The sequence below is a fragment of the Pseudarthrobacter sp. genome (genome assembly GCF_036675385.1).
Lineage (GTDB): Bacteria > Actinomycetota > Actinomycetes > Actinomycetales > Micrococcaceae > Arthrobacter.
The window spans coordinates 17,422-35,218 of record NZ_JAKFFD010000046.1 but is presented as its reverse complement, the minus strand read 5'-3'; the positions used below and the strand labels follow the sequence as shown (position 1 = coordinate 35,218).

General features: G+C 65.0%; 11 protein-coding genes. 5 read left to right on the top strand and 6 right to left on the bottom strand.

Going from position 1 to position 17,797, the window contains the following annotated elements:
- Both V6M49_RS04380 and V6M49_RS04375 read right to left on the bottom strand, forming a co-directional pair.
- Nucleotides 1-1,894, bottom strand: a 1,894-nt coding sequence (locus V6M49_RS04380) for a ComEC/Rec2 family competence protein (protein ID WP_332760209.1), incomplete at its 3' end; no start/stop codon positions are given.
- A 1-nt stretch (nucleotide 1,895) separates the two neighbouring features.
- Nucleotides 1,896-2,786, bottom strand: a complete 891-nt coding sequence (locus tag V6M49_RS04375) for a ComEA family DNA-binding protein (RefSeq protein ID WP_332760208.1) — start codon at nucleotides 2,784-2,786, stop codon at nucleotides 1,896-1,898.
- Between the two features lie 206 nt (nucleotides 2,787-2,992).
- On the opposite strand from V6M49_RS04375, the gene V6M49_RS04370 reads away from it, so the two are divergent.
- Nucleotides 2,993-3,415 (top strand): YybH family protein, encoded by a 423-nt coding sequence (locus tag V6M49_RS04370; RefSeq protein WP_332760207.1) that lies wholly within the window; start codon nucleotides 2,993-2,995, stop codon nucleotides 3,413-3,415.
- Between the two features lie 30 nt (nucleotides 3,416-3,445).
- Here V6M49_RS04370 and V6M49_RS04365 read toward each other — a convergent pair whose 3' ends face one another.
- A complete protein-coding gene (locus V6M49_RS04365) occupies nucleotides 3,446-4,465 on the bottom strand; it encodes a DegV family protein (protein WP_332760205.1) in 1,020 nt (339 codons plus the stop codon).
- Between the two features lie 57 nt (nucleotides 4,466-4,522).
- Nucleotides 4,523-7,048 carry a leucine--tRNA ligase gene (gene leuS / locus V6M49_RS04360; RefSeq protein ID WP_332760204.1) on the bottom strand — a complete coding sequence of 842 codons (2,526 nt, stop codon included), beginning with the start codon at nucleotides 7,046-7,048 and terminating at the stop codon, nucleotides 4,523-4,525.
- A 574-nt stretch (nucleotides 7,049-7,622) separates the two neighbouring features.
- On the opposite strand from leuS, the gene V6M49_RS04355 reads away from it, so the two are divergent.
- The 4 genes from V6M49_RS04355 to V6M49_RS04340 all read left to right on the top strand — a co-directional run bounded on the left by V6M49_RS04355 (nucleotide 7,623) and on the right by V6M49_RS04340 (nucleotide 15,302).
- Entirely contained in the window at nucleotides 7,623-10,769 is a 3,147-nt protein-coding gene (locus V6M49_RS04355; protein WP_332760203.1) for an efflux RND transporter permease subunit, read from the top strand.
- A gap of 92 nt (nucleotides 10,770-10,861) precedes the next feature.
- Nucleotides 10,862-11,221 (top strand): hypothetical protein, encoded by a 360-nt coding sequence (locus tag V6M49_RS04350; RefSeq protein ID WP_168223551.1) that lies wholly within the window; start codon nucleotides 10,862-10,864, stop codon nucleotides 11,219-11,221.
- A 1-nt stretch (nucleotide 11,222) separates the two neighbouring features.
- Nucleotides 11,223-14,366: an efflux RND transporter permease subunit gene (locus V6M49_RS04345; protein ID WP_332760202.1), complete on the top strand. Its 3,144-nt coding sequence runs from the start codon at nucleotides 11,223-11,225 to the stop codon at nucleotides 14,364-14,366.
- Nucleotides 14,367-14,399: 33 nt separating this feature from the next.
- Entirely contained in the window at nucleotides 14,400-15,302 is a 903-nt protein-coding gene (locus V6M49_RS04340; RefSeq protein ID WP_332760201.1) for a hypothetical protein, read from the top strand.
- A gap of 114 nt (nucleotides 15,303-15,416) precedes the next feature.
- On the opposite strand, the gene glpK is transcribed toward V6M49_RS04340, so the two are convergent.
- Together glpK and V6M49_RS04330 are read right to left on the bottom strand one after the other, a co-directional pair.
- On the bottom strand, nucleotides 15,417-16,931 hold the full coding sequence (glpK, locus tag V6M49_RS04335) for a glycerol kinase GlpK (RefSeq protein ID WP_332760200.1): 1,515 nt from the start codon (nucleotides 16,929-16,931) through the stop codon (nucleotides 15,417-15,419).
- A gap of 44 nt (nucleotides 16,932-16,975) precedes the next feature.
- Nucleotides 16,976-17,728 carry an MIP/aquaporin family protein gene (locus V6M49_RS04330; RefSeq protein WP_056340190.1) on the bottom strand — a complete coding sequence of 251 codons (753 nt, stop codon included), beginning with the start codon at nucleotides 17,726-17,728 and terminating at the stop codon, nucleotides 16,976-16,978.
- Nucleotides 17,729-17,797 lie beyond the last annotated feature (69 nt).

The window sequence follows — 17,797 nt, the reverse complement described above, 5'->3', positions numbered from 1 at the left end:
GCCTGCCACGGTGGGCCGCCGCCACCAAGCCGGGGCCACGCTGGCCTGGCCCGCGCCGGTCCGGCCAGCACCGCGCCGGCCAGCACCGGGCCAACGTGGCCCCCAGCTGCCGTTCCAGGAGGTTCAACACCTTTTCCGTCCGGGCGTGCAGGGCCAGGACCCCCCGGAACACCTGCCGCGGCCGGACGGCAAGCCACACCCCGGCAAAGGTCAGCAGGGAGAGCAGCACCATGGTCAGGAGCCCGAACGGGCCCTCGGGCCAGGGCAGCGCAGCCCCCGGCAATCCTGCCGTGATCCGTGCGGTTCCTGCGACTCCGGCGCTGAAGGTGCCTGCCACGGAGATCAGGACGGTGGCCAGCCACGGCGCGGCAACCACCAGCGGGACGGCTGCCGTTCCCAGCAATGTCACCGGTGCTACCAGCGGGGCTGCCATCAGGTTGGCAAGCAGCGAGTACGTGGAGAACTGGGGCTGCAGGAGCACAATCACCGGGCCGCAGAGCAGCTGCGCGGAGAGCGGGACGGCCCAGGCGGCGGCTGCCCACCGAGGAATGACTGCCGGGGTCCAGTCGATCATCCGGCGGCCCAGGACAATGATGCCCAGGGTCGCGAGCACCGACAGCAGGAAGCCAAAGCTGGTACCGAGGCCGGGGTCGATCAGGAGCAGGCCCATCACCGCGAGGCAGAGGAAACTGAGTCCACGGCCTGTCCGGCCGCCTGCCAGCGATGCCACTGCGATTGAACCCATCAGCGCGGCGCGCAGGACGCTGGCGTCCGGGCCCACCAGCACCACAAACATTGCCAGGCCGGTCAAAGCCAGTCCTGCCGCGGGGAGCCGGGGCAGGCGCAGGCTGCGGGCAGCGATCAGCAGGGCACCCAGGACCAGGCTGCAGTTGGCCCCGCTGACTGCCGTCAGGTGGGTCATGCCCACCGTTTTCATCGCCGCATTGAGCCCTTCATCCAAGGCGCTGGTGTCTCCGGTGACCATGCCCGGGAGCAGACCGGCTGGATCGGCGGCAAGGAAAGACGAAGCGGAGACATACCGGACACGCAGGTCCTTCGCTACGAGCTGCCAGGCCGGGGCGTCGGCATCATCCATTCCGGCGCTGCTGCCGGTCCCGGAGCCGGCACGGGGTGGCAGGGAGGCTGACAGGACAGCCGTTTCCTGCTGGCCTGCGTCCGGCGGCTTCAGCTTGCCGGCGGTCCGGACCACCTGGCCGGGCACCAGGTCTCCCCAGCCCTTGCCGCCCATGACCACCACCGGGGCACGGGTACGGATGACCCGGCTGCTGACGGTGACCTGCTCCGTCTGCGCCGTGACCGACCAGCGTTCGGGCGGCCCCGAAGTTCTCGGGACGGTCATGGCGCGCGGGGATCCGGTGACCTCCAGAATGGCCACCACAGAGTGGCCGGCGGCCACAGCTTCGGCAAACGGCCCGTCGTGGCGTTGGGACGACGAGACAGCCGAATGGGCAGCAGCGGTGGCGGCCAGCAGCAAGGCAACCGCGAGCGTCATCGGAAAGCTCCGCCGGCCTGCCACCAACGCCCTGCCCTTCGAGGCCCGGATCAACAGGCAGGTGGCCAAAAGTACCAAGCCGCAGCAGAGCCCCACCAGCGCCACAGGGGCAAGCCAGACGCCAGCGACGGCGGCACCCCAGACGAGGAGGGCGGGCAGTGCCAGCCTGACGTCGGTGCGCCGGCGCGGCGCATCCGTTGGTGAACTCGATGGCTCCTGGCCCCGGAGTTTCGTCCCGACTCGTGCACCCAGCCTGCGGACACTCAGCCCCGCGGCCTGGACTACGGCGGGCGTATCCACGGAAGCCGGGAATGCTGCTGGAGCCCTCTGGCCCTGCACGGCTGAGTCAACAAAGCGGCTCCACTGGCTGCGCCTGGCCACCTCAGATGCCTACCAGAGGAAGGAGTGTTTCGAGCATCTTGGGACCCACGCCATCCACGGCGTCGAGCTCCTCGACCGTTGCGAAGGGGCCGTGTTCCTTGCGCCACTCCACAATCCGCTGAGCCAGCACGGGCCCAACCTTCGGCAGGGCGTCCAGCTCTTCGACGCTGGCTGTATTGAGGTTGACCTTTTCTCCTGCTGAAGCGGTCCCACCACCGCCGGTCCCCTCCCCCGCTTCCCCGGGCATGCCGGACGAACCGGCGGGGACTTCTTCGCCGGCCTGGGGAACGTAGAGCTTCTGACCGTCCGCCAGCATGGCAGCAAGGTTGAGGCGGTTCAGGTCTGCTGTGGGCGTGCCTCCGCCTGCCGCCGCGACTGCTTCGTGAACCCGGCTGCCAGCGGGCAACTGCACAACCCCGGGCACGGCGACAGCCCCGGCAACGTGAATGATAACGGTGCCGGCCTGTGGACTTTCCGACGCCAGCCCAGGCGGCCCGGCGCCGTGCGGCTCCGGGCCTTCGGTTCCTTCCCGAGCAGGCATGCTGCCTTGAGCGGAGACGTCACTGAGTGGCCTGACTTCTGGCTGACCGGCGGCCACCTGTGACCAGAACCAGGCGCCGCCCAGCACCGCGAATACGGCGATGAGCAGGGCGACCCGCAGGCCCACCCGCCATCTCAGCGCCGGTCCTGTCCGGCCTGTTCCGGCAGCGGACTCATCAGCAGCCCCCGGAGCGGCGTCGTCACCGGATAGGTGGGTACCGCCGTCGTACTCAAAGACCTTTTCGCCTCTGCCGGTGAGCAGAAGCCCCGGGCCGGCTCCGAGCGTGGACTGCAGCCGGTCCCGGGCATGCCGGGCCCCCTGGCGTGCTGCTCCAGCGTCCCGGCGTGACATGCTCCCAACGCTAGGGAAGCAGGGCCGCGGGTGACAGTCCCGGCTACACCTATGTGGAAACTGCTAGGCGTAAAACCGCCGGGAAGGTCCAGCTTCGGGACTCGAGCCACCGCCCCGCTGGAAGATTCAGGAGGCCAGTGACCGGCGGGCATGAAGCCGCTAGGATTCGCTTACCGTAGAAGCCCTATGAGTTAGTTGGTGGGACAATGCAGCTTGACGAGGTCATCGACCAGTTTCATCAGGCGCTAAATCAGTTTGCTAAAGGCAACCCGGAACCCGTCAAGGCCATTTTCTCCCACAGCAGAGATGTCTCCCTTGCTAATCCCTGGGGCCCTCCGGTGGTCGGCTGGGAGCGAGTATCAGGGGCCCTCGATTCAGCGGCGGCACGATTCAAATCTGGACGCGTCACGGCTTTTGATGCCCTCACCAAGCACGTCACAACCGATCTCGCCTGCTCCCTGGACATAGAACACTGGCAGGCCAAGGTGGGAGGAGCCGACAAAATATCAGCATTTGAGCTACGGGTTACGAGCATCTATCGCCTCGAAGGCGACACCTGGGCACTCATGCACCGGCATGCAGACCCGATCACCACACCGCAGCCCCCGGACGCCGTCTTGAGAAAATGACAGCCGGGAAACGCACCTATGTGGAAACCGCTAGGTGGAAACTGCGGGGAGCTCCGGCTCCGAGTTCCGCACAGTTGGGCCGCTCTCCCCCACGATCACCGCGAGCACGCCGAGCCCGGCGTGAGCTGCCAGGACGGCGGGCAGGGAGCTGATCTGGGCCGGCGGACAGCTTGGCAAGGCGGCGGACAGCCTGGCTGCCAGCGCTTCTGCCTCGACCGGATTCCCGAAGTGGTGGACGGCGAGGCGGGCCTGGCCGTGGGGGCGCGATGCGGCGTCCGCGGCGGCCAGTTCCTCGAGGCGGGCAACAGCTTTGGCTGCTGATCTGACCTTTTCCAGCGGCACGATCTTGCCGCCGTCGACGGCCAGGATGGGTTTGATGGCGAACATGGTCCCCAGCAGCGAGGCGGCCGCGCCGATCCGCCCGCCCCTGCGGAGCTGTTCCAGGCTGGGCACATAGAAATAGACCTTGGTCCGCGCGAACTGCGCCGCCGCCGCGGCGGCTACGGCTGTGGTGTCGCTGCCTGCCGCGGCTGCTGCCACCGCGGCCTGCACGCCCATGCCCAGTGCCATGCCCACGGTGCCAGAGTCGAGGACTACCACGGGGATGGTCACCCGGGTGGCCGCGAGCCGCGCCGCGTCCGCCGTTCCGGACAAACCGCCGGAAATGTGGATGGAGACCACGCCCTCGTAGCCCAGCCGTTCGGCGGCCAGGAAGGCTTGTTCAAACTGTCCCGGTGACGGGCGGGACGTCTTGACCGACGTGCCGCTGGCGAGTGCCAGGGCAATGGTTTCGGTGATGTCGTCTTCGCCCTCGCCATAAATTTCCGCGCCAACCATAACGGGCATCGGGATGACAGTGAGGCGCGCGTCCCCTGCACAGGCATGCACCCAGTCGGCCGGCAGTGCAGAGGCAGAATCGGTCACCACCGCGGTACGGACGACGACGGCGGGCGGGGTGGAGGGTACTGGCACACCGGCGCGCGGTGCGGGACGGAGGGCAGCCAAACGCTCCCGGAGCCAGAGCCACGCAGCGGCGTCACGGTCGGGCAAGGGTGCCTCCTGGTTTAGGGCCGGCCGCCGGTTGGGCCCGGCGGCCGGTGCCCCGGACTAGGCCGGGACGATGTTGACCAGTTTAGGCGCTCGCACGATCACCGTGCGGATGCCGCGGCCGTCGAGCGCGCGCTGGACGTTTTCGCTGGCCAGCGCCAGTTCCCGCAGTTCGTCCTCGCCGATCCCCGGCGAGACTTCAAGGCGGTCACGGACCTTGCCCTGGACCTGGACCACAGCGGTGACGGTCTCCTGGACCAGCAGCGCTTCGTCGTGCATCGGCCAGCCGGCGTTCGCCACGGACGCCGGGTGACCCAGGACGTTCCACATGTCCTCCGCGGTGTACGGCGCGAAGAGGCTCAGGATGACGGCAACGGCTTCCGCCGCCTCGCGGACGGCGGGATCGGCCCCGCCGGCGCCGGCATCTATAGCCTTGCGGGTCGCGTTGACCAGCTCCATCAGCTTGGCCACCACCACGTTGAACTTGTTGGTGTCCAACAGCGCGGCGGCGTCGGCGATGGTGCGGTGCGTGACGGAACGCAACGCGCGGTTACCGGCGGTGACGTCGGCACCGGGCTCGCTGGTGACGTCCTGCGCCAGGCGCCAGGCACGGGCCAGGAACTTTGCGGAGCCCGACGGCGAAACGTCCGCCCAGTCGACGTCGTCCTCCGGCGGGGACGCGAAGATCATGGTCAGGCGCACGGCGTCCACGCCGAACTTGTCCAGCTGCTCGCTGAGGTCAACGCCGTTGCCCAGCGACTTGCTCATGGCCTTGCCCCCGTTGAGGACCTGGCCCTGGTTCAGGAGCGCGCTGAAGGGCTCGTCAGCGTCGATCATGCCGAGGTCGTGGATGACCTTGGTGAAGAAGCGGGCGTACAGCAGGTGCAGGATGGCGTGCTCCACGCCGCCCACGTACTGGCCGACCGGCATCCACTCATTGATCTTCGCCGGGTCGAACGGGCCCTCGGTGTACTGCGGGGAAACAAACCGCAGGAAGTACCAGGACGAATCCACGAAGGTGTCCATGGTGTCGGTATCGCGCTTTGCCGGCCCGTGGCAGTTGGGGCAATCAACGTTGACCCAGGCCTCGGCGGCGGCCAGGGGGGACGTACCCTTCGGGGACAGGTCCTCGCCGCGCAGGTCCGCCGGCAGCCTGACAGGCAGCTGCTCGTCCGGAACCGGAACCTCGCCGCAGGCAGGGCAGTGGATGATTGGGATGGGCGTGCCCCAGAAACGCTGGCGGCTCAGCAGCCAGTCGCGGAGGCGGAAGTTGACGAATTTCTCGCCGGTGCCCTGCTGTTCCAGGATGTCGATGGCAGCCGGGATGGCTTCGGCCTTCGGCAGCCCATCGAGGACGCCCGAGTTGATCAGGGTGCCCTCGCCCGAGGTGGCCTTGCCGGACACAGTGGGATCCTCTTCACCGGTATCCAGCACGGCGCGGACGGGCAGGTCGAACGTCTTGGCGAAGTCGAGGTCGCGCTGGTCGTGTGCCGGGACGGCCATGATGGCGCCGGTGCCGTAGTCGGCCAGGACGTAGTCAGCGGCCCAGACCGGAAGTTTTTCGCCGTTCAGCGGGTTGACGGCGTAGCGGCCGGTAAAGACACCGGTCTTTTCGCGTTCGGTGGACTGGCGTTCGATCTCGGTGAGTGCCTTGACCTGTTCGCGGTAGGCGTCCAAGGCGGCGGCGTGCTCCTCGGTGACGAGTTCGACGGCGATCGGCGCGTCGGCTGCGACAACAAAGAACGTGGCGCCGTACAGCGTGTCCGGGCGGGTGGTGAAGACGGTGACGTCCTTGGCGGGCTTGCCGCCGACGGCCTCGATCACAAAGTTGACGTGGGCACCTTCGGAGCGGCCGATCCAGTTCTTCTGCATCGCCAGAACCCGCTCGGGCCAGTGGCCGCGCAGCTCGTCCATGTCATCGAGCAGCCGGTCAGCATAATCGGTGATCTTGAAGTACCACTGGTTCAGGGACTTCTTGGTGACGGGGGTACCGCAGCGTTCGCAGGCACCGTTGACCACCTGTTCATTGGCCAGGACGGTCTGGTCCTTGGGGCACCAGTTGACCGGGGAGTCCTTGCGGTACGCCAGCCCCCGCTCGTAGAAGCGCTTGAACAGCCACTGGGTCCAGCGGTAGTACTCGGGGTCCGAGGTGTGCACCCGCCGGGACCAGTCCGCGGAGATCGCGTAACGCTTGAACGACGCCGCCTGAGTGTCGATGTTCGCGTAGGTCCACTCACTGGGGTGGGCATTGCGCTTGATGGCGGCGTTTTCCGCCGGCAGGCCGAAGGAGTCCCAGCCGATCGGGTGCAGGACGTCGAAGCCCTTTTGCCGCAGGTACCGGGCCACAACATCGCCCATGGCAAAAGCCTCGGCGTGGCCCATGTGCAGGTCCCCCGAGGGGTACGGGAACATGTCCAGCACGTAGCGGCGTTCGCGGGAACCATCATCCACAGGCGTGAAAACCTTAAGGTCTTCCCACACCTGCGGCCACTTGGCCTCCATTGCCGCGAAGCTGTAGGCACCCTCTTCGGGTGTTTCCGCCGCCACTGCTGCTGTTCCGGTCTCTGTCTCCGGCTGAACGCTCACTGCTGCCCTCTTCTGTTCTGTTGTGGCATCGGTGCTGCCACAACGGTCTGATCCCCTCTGCTGCCGGCCCGGAAACATGCCCGGACACACAAAAGCCCCTCTCATGGAGGGGCAGCCGCACGGCAATCCGGTTGTTTCCGGGCACCGGGCGGCTAGCTAAGCAGAAGGATCGCACGCATAGGACTACTTTAGCCTACCCACTGCAGGTGGGCAGGCCCAGGCTCAGGGAACGCGACAGTCCGGGCCGGGCGCAGGGGCGCGTGGCCCGTGCCGGCACCGTCGAAGTGGACAGTGCCGCCTGGCCCATTAGGTAGCCCCGATCTCTTCGCCAACGAGAACCCTGTACCAGGGTGGCTCAAGGGGGGTAGATTCCACCCTTGCCAAAGCGGCGCAATCGGTCCACAGTATTGTCAAGTCTGTGGGGAAACTAGACGGTCTCAGGTCGAGGAGCCTGACATGTACTCTTGGCGTCAATGTCCAGCACAAAGATGTGACGGGCTGAAAATTCCGCCCTTCACCCCTGCGAAGAATTAGCGAGGGACTAGTCGTGTTTGGCTGGGTTACCCGGTTCAGCATGCAGTTCCGAATCTTGGTTCTCGCCCTCGCGGCGGGCCTTATTACTTTTGGCATCGTGAACGTTCCACATATGGCCGTGGACACCATGCCGGAGTTCGCCCCCGCACAGGTAGAGATCCAAACTGAGGCCCTAGGGCTCTCCGCGGTTGAAGTTGAGCAGCTTATTACCGCACCGATGGAAGCAGACCTCCTCAACGGCGTGGCCTGGCTGGACGAGATCCGCTCGAAATCTGTCCCGGGGCTGTCGTCCATCGAACTCGTCTTCGAGCCCGGCACGGACCTCCTGCGCGCACGCCAGTTGGTCGCGGAAAGAATGACGCAGGCGCACGCGCTGCCTAACGTCTCATCGCCGCCGCTGATCATGCAGCCCATGTCCTCCACCAGCCGCGTGCTGATGGTCAGGATGAATTCCAAGGAGCTCTCCGGCATTGAGATGTCGGTCCTGGCCAGATGGAAAATCAAGCCGCGGCTGATCGGTATCCCGGGCGTGGCGAACGTGTCCATCTGGGGCCAGCGCGAACAGCAGCTGCAGGTTGAGGTCACTCCGACGCAGCTCCGCGACAAAGGCATTACCCTTGAGCAGCTAATTAAGACCACAGGCAACGCGGTCTGGGTTTCGCCGTTGAGCTTCCTGGAGGCTTCGACGCCCGGGACCGGCGGTTTCGTGGAGTCGCCCAACCAGCGCCTTGGCATCCAGCACGTCCTTCCCATCCGCACTCCGGCCGACCTGGCCAAGGTCAGCGTGGAGGACACGGACCCGCAGTTGCTCCTGGGCGACATTGCCCAGGTCAAGGAAGACCACCAGCCGCTGATCGGGGACGCCGTTGGGGCAGACGCCGGCCTGATGCTGGTGATCGAAAAGTTCCCCGGCATCAGCGCCCTGGAGGTCACCCGTAGTGTTGAGGCGGCCCTCAAGGACATGGAGCCGGGCCTCACGGGCGTCCAGATCGACACCTCCGTATTCAGGCCTGCGACCGGCGTTCAGGACTCCGTCAACAGCCTCGGCCTGGCGCTCCTGATCAGCCTGCTGATTGCGGTAGCACTGTTTTGGCTGCTGTTCCGGTCCTGGCGGGTCGCCGTGATCGCACTCGTGGCCATCTCCACTACCGTCACGACGGCGGCGGTGGTGCTGTTCGCCCAAAATGCAACACTTAACGTCACCGTCCTGATGGGAATTCTGCTCGGCACGTCCGTGATCGTGGGCGACATCGTGGAAGACGTTCAGGCCCACCGACGACAGCGCGCCGTCCGCGAGTCGACGGACGCCGAGGCTACCCCGAGGTCGCGGATCAGCCACATCGTCCGCGGTGTCCGCACACCGCTGTTCCACGCATCGCTGATGATGGTGGTTGTCCTTGTTCCGACCCTCTTCGTGACCGGAGTAGGCGGCTCGTTTCTTTCGCCGCTTTTCTGGTCGTTGGCGCTGACGCTGGCCGCCGCCCTGATCGTGGGCTTGTCCGTCACACCGGTACTGGCGTTTTTCCTCCTTCCGTCCAAGCCCGCCACCGACAGGGAACTTCCCGTCGTCGGACGTGGGAAGGCGTACTACGACCACGCACTGGCCGGGGTTAACTCCCGGAAGCCTCTGGCGATTGTGGCCATCGTGGTCGTGGGGATCCTTGGCGTCGCCGCCGGCTCGCAACTGGCAGGAAACCGGCCGCTCGTTCCCACCATGCCCGACCGGACCCTGTTGGTGCAGTGGGACACCATGGCCGGGACGTCCAATGACGAAGTCCGGCGGATCGCTGCCCTGGCATCCGATGAACTCAGGGCCCTCCCGGGGGTTTCGGGCGTCGGCGGTCACGTGGGACGCGCCATCTCTGCAGATCAGGTGGTTGGCAACAGCTCTGCTGAGCTGTGGGTGTCGATCGCACGGGACGCCAACTTTGGCGAAACGGAGAAGGCGGTACGGGACGTGGTCCAGGGCTACCCGGGCATCGCGCACAACGTACTGAACTACTCCCAGCAGACCGTCGGCGACATGCGCTCCAGCCTGGAGCCGGGATTCGCGGTCCGCGTCTACGGAACTGAAATGCCGGTGCTCCGTGAAAAGGCAGAAGAGGTCCGCCAGGCCCTCCAGAAGATTGACGGTGTGAACAACCCGACGATCGACGCTGCTGCCATGACCGCGATCGTAGAGGTCCAGGTCAATCTCGAGGCTGCCCAAAAGTTCGGCATCAAGCCCGGTGACGCGAGGCGCGCCGCTGCGACACTGATGCAGGGCATCGTCGTCGGGAACCTCTTTGAGGAGCAGAAGGTGTTCGAAGTGGTTGTCCGCGGCGCGGTTGGCGTCCGGGATGACCTGACCAGCATCCGTGAGCTGCTCCTTGACGCTCCTAATGGCGGCCACGTCCAACTGGGCCAGGTCGCCGACGTTCGCATGGTCCCCAGCGAAGTTGTTATCCAGCACGATGCCACCTCGCGGCGGATCGACGTCGTGGCTGACGTCAGCGGACGCCCGCTGGCAGATATCCAGCGGGATATCGAGGCGGCCATCCAACAAATCCAGTTCCCGCTCGAACACCACGCCGAGATCCCCACGAAATACAGCCAGCTGCAGGCCGCAGACACCCTGGTTCATGGACTCGGAATCGCGGCCATCCTGGCTGTACTGCTTCTGCTTCAGACTGCAGTGCGGAGCTGGAAGCTTGCCCTCGCCGTCTTCCTGACGCTTCCCGCCGCGATGGCGGGAGCAGCGGTCGCCGCATGGATCGGGGCGGAGTCCCTGTCCTGGCTGTCGCTGACGGCGTTTGCGGCCGTGGTGGCCATCGCTGCACGTAATGCGGCGCTCCTGTCCGCGCGTGTTGACGAACTCTGGCGGGAGTCCGAACAGATGTCACGCACTGACCTGGTCATGGCGGCGGCCCGGGACCGGATATCGCCGATCCTGAAATCCGCCCTCATTACGTTCCTCGTGCTGATACCGCCCGCCTTCCTCGGCGGCGCGGTAGGCCAGACCCTGATCGTGCCCATGCTGCTGATCATAGCCGGCGGGCTCGTGACCACAACGCTCGTGGGGATCTTTGTGCTCCCCCTGCTCGCACTCTGGTTCGGTCCCCGCACCGAGCCGGAAGAGTGGTCAGAGGTCTACGAATCGGAAGTTCCAGTCACCCCTGTTATGCCGGAAAAGGTGGAAGTATCATGACCAGCAAAAGGACCCTGCGGCGCCTGCCAGTGGCGGCCGCTGCCTGCGCAGCACTGCTGTTTTCACTGCCCGCCTGTGCTCAACCCTCGGCCATGGCAGAAACAGCATCTGAAGCGGCTGCCAAGGTGGAAAAGAATGCCACCACCGGCATAGCACGCATCACGCTAAGCCAGCGGGCCATTGAACGGCTGGAGCTGGCCACCGACACGGTCAAGCCGGGTGCGGGGGGCGCAGGCGTCCTGTTCCCATACGCAGCGCTGCTGTACGACGCGCAGGGGAAGACCTGGGTCTACATCAACGCCGAGCCACGGGTGTACGAGCGCCAGTCCGTCACGGTGACCAAAATCGAAGCGGGCGCGGTCACAGCCAGTGTCGGCCCAGCTGTTGGAACGCCTGTGGTAACAGTAGCCGCGGCTGAGTTGTTCGGCGCAGAGTTCGTTACGGGCAAATGACATGCGCCGGATAGTCGCGGCAAGCCTAAGGTTCAGATCGATCATCATTGCGATGGCTGCGGCGCTGTTGATGGTAGGCGGCGCCCAGCTCAGCAGTGCCTCGGTGGACGTGTTCCCTGAATTCGCGCCGCCGAAAGTGGAGGTCCAGACAGCCTGCCTGGGACTTACCGCCGCTGAGGTGGAAGAACTTGTTTCGGTTCCCATGGAAGAAGCCTTCAACGGCATCGACGGCCTCGACCACATGCGGTCCAAGTCGGTACCGCAGCTGTCCTCGATTGTGATGGAATTCGAGAACGGCACGGATCTGCTCACTGCCCGACAGCTTGTGTCCGAGCGGATGGCGACGGTCATTCCGACGCTGCCCACCTGGGCGGCGCCGCCGGTCATGCTGCAGCCCCTGTCCTCCACCAGCCGGGTCATGAAGATCGGGCTGTCCTCGGACACCCGGTCCCTGATCGAGATGTCAATGATTTCCTACTGGAACATCAGGGCCCATCTGCTCCGCGTTCCCGGCGTGGCAAACGTGGCAATCTGGGGTGAACGTCTCCAGATGCTTCAGGTCCAGGCTGACCCGGCCAAGCTGGCAGCAAACAAGGTCAGCCTGGAAACCGTCATGAGCACCACCGCCAATGCCCTCGACGCCGGCCTGCTCCAGTATTCCTCCGGTGCCCTGATCGGCACCGGCGGTTCCCTGGACACACCCAGCCAGACAATTGGGATCAGGCACGTCCAGCCCATCACCACGCCTGCGGACCTCGCGAAGGTGGCACTGGAGGATCGTGAGGGACAGCCCCCGCTCCAGCTGGGCGACGTGGCCAATGTGGTGGAGGACCACCAGCAACTGATCGGTGACGCCGTCATCAACGGCGGACCGGGCCTGATGCTGATCGTGGAAAAACTGCCTTGGGGCAACACCCTCGAAGTGACGCGGGGGGTGGAAGAGGCCATGAAGCAACTCGAGCCCGGCTTGACCGGAATCGCTGTGGACACTGCCATTTTCCGGCCGGCGACCTTCATTGAGGAATCCCTCGACAACCTGAGCGTAGCCCTGCTGCTGGGATGCCTGCTGGTGATCCTGGTGTTGAGTGTCTTCCTCTTCCAGTGGCGGACGGCCCTGGTCAGCGTGCTGGCCATCCCCTTGTCACTGGTGGCGGCGGCCCTCGTGTTGTATTGGACCGGCGGCACGGTCAACACCATGGTGCTTGCGGGGTTGGTGATTGCCGTCGGAGTGGTGGTGGACGATGCCATCATCGACGTCGAAAATATCGTCAGGCGGCTCCGGCACCACCGGGCCAGCGGAGCGCCCGGAAGCACCGCCAGGGTGGTGGTCAACGCGTCGCTTGAGGTCCGCGGACCAATCGTTTACGCCACGCTGATCATCGTCGCCGCAACGGTTCCGATCTTCTTCCTGGACGGGCTCACGGGCGCGTTCTTCCGGCCGCTGGCCACGTCCTACACCCTCGCGGTGATCGCATCCATGCTCGTGGCGCTGACGGTCACTCCCGCAATGGCATACATCTTCCTGCGAAATGCCAAGCTGGAGGACCGGGATCCGCCCGTGGTCAGGGTCCTGAAGCGCTGGTACGCCAACGCGCTCCGGCCCATCGTCCGCCGGCCTGTTCCCGGCTACCTGACCCTGGCCGCCGTCGGCGTCATCGGCATCGTAGCAGCGCCGCTGCTGGGCCAATCGTTGCTCCCGTCTTTCAAGGAGCGCGATTTCCTGATGCACTGGCTCACGCAGCCCGGCACATCCAACGCCGAGGAAGTCCGCGTCAGCCAGCTCGCCTGCGCTGAACTCATTGCCATTCCGGGTGTCAACAATTGCGGGTCCCACACGGGACAGGCGTTCAACGCCGATGAGGTGGTGGGCGTCTACTTCGGCGAGAACTGGATCAGCGTCGACCCCGGGGTGGATTATGACCAAACCCTGGCAGCAGTCTCGCAGGTAGTGGACGGTTACCCCGGAATCACACGGGATGTGCAGACGTACCTCAAGGAACGCATCCGTGAGGTACTCACCGGAACCGGCTATGCCGTCGTCGTCCGCGTATACGGAGACGACCTTGCAACGCTGCGCCAGGAAGCCGACAAGATCAAGACCATCCTGGGCGGCATTGACGGAGCCATCGGCGCGAAGGTTGCCCTCCAGGCCAGCGTGCCGCAGATCAATGTGGAGGTGAACCTGGAGGCGGCCAACCGCTTCGGACTGAAGCCGGGCGATGTGCGGCGGGCCGCGGCAACCTTTGTTGCCGGCGAAGAGGTCGGCGATATTTACCGGGACGGGAAGGCCTACGACGTCCAGGTGTGGAGCCCACCGGAGTCCCGGACGAGTGTCACGAACATTGAGAACCTTCCCCTCGATACGCCGAGCGGGGTCAAGATCCGGATGGCTGATGTCGCCACGATTTCGGTGAAGCCCACGCCCAACGTCATTGAGCGTTCGGAGGGATCCAGGCGCATCGATGTCAGTGCCAACGTCAAAGAAGGAGATCTGGCGAAGGTCGTGGAGAAGCTCAAGACCGATATGGAATCTGTTCAGTTCCCTGTCGGCTACAGCGCGGTTGTCCTCGGCGAATACGCCGAACGCCAGGCCGCATCCCAACGGCTGCTGCTCTACTCCATTGGCGCGGTCATCGTCGTCTTCCTTCTCCTGCAGGCTGCTTTCAAGAGTTGGCGGCTGGCCACCCTGGCCATCCTGACCCTGCCGGTGGCACTCGTGGGCGGGGTGATCGCCGCCCACCTCAGCGGCGGAATCCTGTCCCTCGGTTCGCTGGTTGGCTTCCTGACCCTCATGGGGATCGCGGCACGCAATGGCATCCTGCTCATCAACCACTGCCAGCACCTGGAGCAGTACGAGGGCATGCCCTTCGGACCTGCGTTGGTGCTTCGGGGGGCTGCAGAGCGCTTGTCGCCGATCCTCATGACCACACTGGCCACGGCTTTGGCTCTGGTACCGCTGGTAGTGATGGGGAACATCCCCGGCCACGAGATCGAGCATCCCATGGCAGTGGTGATCCTGGGCGGCCTCGTCACATCGACGCTGGTCAACCTGTTCATCGTCCCATCGCTGTACCTGCGATTCGCCAAAGGTGGCCGCGCCCACCGGCACAGGGCACATGAGCTTGAACCCGCGCCTTCGGTTTAGCTGGATCCCCCACGAATGTGAAAGGCACGTGAGATGGCTTTTCGAGCCCATCGTTTTACGGCATACGGGTCCGCATTACTGCTGGCCTTCGGATCGCTGACGGTGGTGTCGGCACCCACAGCGGGTGCCGCGCCGCCGGCCCCGGAACTCTGCGGGCCCGGCTCCGCGATCAACTTTGACCGTTCGGATTTCCAGGCTTCCCCGCGGATCGATAACACATGGTTCCCGCTCAAGCCCGGCATGCAGTACACGACGACGGGGACCGTGACCTCTGCCGAAGGGACCAGCAAACGCACCGTCGTGCATACAGTCACCGGGCTGACCAAGGTAATTGACGGCGTCAAGACCCGTGTCCTGTGGGACCGCGACTACTCGGACGGCGAACTGGTGGAATCCGAACTGGCCTTCTTTGCGCAGACTGGAAAGGGAACGGTCTGGCTCTTCGGCGAATATCCGGAGGAATACGAAAACGGCGAGTTCGTTGGTGCGCCCAGCACTTTCATCAGTGGGCTTGCCAGGGCCCAGGCCGGCATCGCCATGCAGGCCAGGCCCCGGACCGGCACGCCGGACTATGTCCAGGCCTATGCACCCAAGGTTGACTTCCTTGACTGCGGGACAGTGTTCAAGAAAAACCAGCACGTCTGCGTCCCGACTGGCTGCTACGACGATGTACTGGTGATCGATGAATACAACCCGCTGGAACCGCCTGAGGCAGGCCACCAGCGGAAGTTCTACTCAGCCGGAACAGGGCTGGTGAAAGTCACCGCCGTCGGCGGTCCCGACCAGGAATTCATGGACCTCGTGAAAGTGAAGAAGCTGGGCGCCGCGCAGTTCGCGGCCGTCAACACCCAAGCGCTGGAACTGGATGAGCGGGCATACTCGGTCAGCAGAAGCGTCTATGCGAAGACACCGCCGGCTGAACTCGACGGACCCTGACCGTGCTGGCGAGGGTTGGTGACCGGGGGGTCCCGACCCGCACAAGACCAGGGAGGGCGGCACTCCTCGGGCCACCCTCCCTGTTCGTTGCTGTCCGTAGACGGTTCGGAGTGCCTAGCGGACGTCCTCGTCGACCCAATCCATGGACTTCGTCACGGCCTTCCTCCACAGGCGCAGCTGCCGGTCCTGCTCGGCCTGGTCCAGGTTCGGTTCCCACCTCTTGTCCTCGGACCAGTTGGACGAGAGTTCGCCGAGGTCCTTCCAGAAGCCGACGGCGAGGCCGGCTGCGTAGGCGGCGCCCAGTGCGGTGGTTTCCACTACCTTCGGCCGGATCACCGGAACGCCCAGGATGTCCGCCTGGAACTGCATCAGCGCGTCGTTGGCAACCATGCCGCCGTCGACCTTCAGTTCAGTGAGCGGAACGCCGGAATCCGCGTTGACCGCGTCCAGCACCTCGCGGGTCTGGAAGGCTGTGGCCTCCAGCGCCGCCCGGGCGATGTGGTTCTTGTTGACGAACCGGGTCAGGCCCACGATGGCGCCGCGGGCATCCGAACGCCAGTACGGGGCGAAGAGCCCCGAGAAGGCCGGAACGATGTAGACGCCGCCGTTGTCCTCAACGGCCGCCGCCAGCGTTTCTACCTCCGGCGCGCTGCTGATCATGCCCAAATTGTCCCGGAGCCACTGAATCAGGGAACCGGTGACCGCGATGGAGCCTTCCAGCGCATAGTGCGCTGGGGCATCGCCGAGCTTGTACCCGACGGTGGTGAGCAGACCGTTCTTCGAGTGAACAATCTCCTCGCCGGTATTGAAAATCAGGAAGCAGCCGGTGCCGTACGTGTTTTTGGCTTCACCGGCCTCGAACGCCGCCTGCCCGAACGTGGCGGCCTGCTGGTCACCCAGGATGCCTGACACGGGAACTTCGCGCAGCAGCTGGGACGTGTGCACGGCGCCGTAGACCTCCGAGGAGGACTTGATGGCCGGCATCATGCTCAGCGGCACTCCGAAGATGCCCAGGATCTCCTCGTCCCAGGTCAGGGTCTCCAGGTCCATGAACAACGTGCGGGAGGCGTTGGTGACGTCCGTGACGTGCACGCCGCCGTCCACCCCGCCCGTCAGGTTCCAGAGGACCCAGGCGTCGGTGTTGCCGAAGATCAGGTCGCCGGCTTCCGCTTTGGCCCGGGCGCCGTCAACGTTGTCCAGGATCCATTTGATCTTTGTCCCTGAGAAATACGTGGCCAGCGGCAGCCCCACCTTCTGCTTGAACCGCTCCGGGCCGCCGTCCTTGGACAGCTCATCCACGATGTCCTGGGTCCGTGTGTCCTGCCAGACAATCGCGTTATAGACGGCCTCGCCGGTGGTCTTGTCCCAGACGACGGATGTCTCGCGCTGATTGGTAATTCCGACGGCGGCGATATCGTGCCGGGTCAGGTTCGCCTTGGAGAGGGCGGACGCGATCACTTCGCGGGTGTTGTTCCAGATCTCGGCAGGGTTGTGCTCTACCCAGCCCGCCTGCGGGAAGATCTGCTCGTGCTCCATCTGGCCCGAGGACACGATAGCGCCGCTGTGGTCAAAGATGATGGCGCGGGAGCTGGTGGTGCCCTGGTCAATGGCGATGACGTATTGGTTCATGGTGACGTCCTTGTCTGTATTTTTGTGTGAGTTTGAAATGGTTACTAGCCGGCGACGGCAGGCATGATCGCGGGAACCCAGAACGCCACCAGGCCGGCAAGGCTACCGCCGACCAGCGGCCCCACGACGGGGATCCAGGAGTAGGCCCAGTCACTGGAGCCCTTGCCCTTGATGGGCAGGATTGCGTGGGCGATTCGGGGCCCGAGGTCACGGGCCGGATTGATGGCATAACCCGTGGGTCCACCCAGGGATACGCCGATGCCCACCACGAGCAGTGCCACCGCCAGCGGCCCCAGGCCCGAGGGCGTCCCGCCGAACGTCAGGATGACGAAGACCAGGACAAACGTGCCGATGATCTCCGTGAGCAGGTTCCAGGGCGTGGAGCGGATGGCCGGACCGGTGGAAAACGTCGCCAGCTTGTTGGCTTCCACGGGTTCGGCATCGAAGTGCTGCTTGTATGCGACCCAGCAAAGGACAGCGCCCAGGAAAGCGCCGAGCATTTCACCGCCGAAGTAGGTGAAAGTTGAGGCCACATCTACCGGGACGCCGGGGGCATACTCTTTGCTCTGCTTGGCGAGTAGGCCCAGCGTGACGGCGGGATTGAGGTGGGCGCCGGATTTGGCGGCAACAAAAACACCCGCGAAGACGGCGATCCCCCACCCCCAGGTCACCATCAGGAACCCGCCGCTGTTGCCTTTTGTGCCCTTCAGGGCAACGTTGGCCACGACGCCGCAACCCAGCAGGGTGAGCATCGCCGTTCCGAAGACTTCGGAAAGAAAAACAATTCCAAGAGACATCATTGACTCCTCTATTTTCTATTGTGCGGTCCTTCGCGGGTTGAAGGACCGTTGAACCGGAGCGCTTTG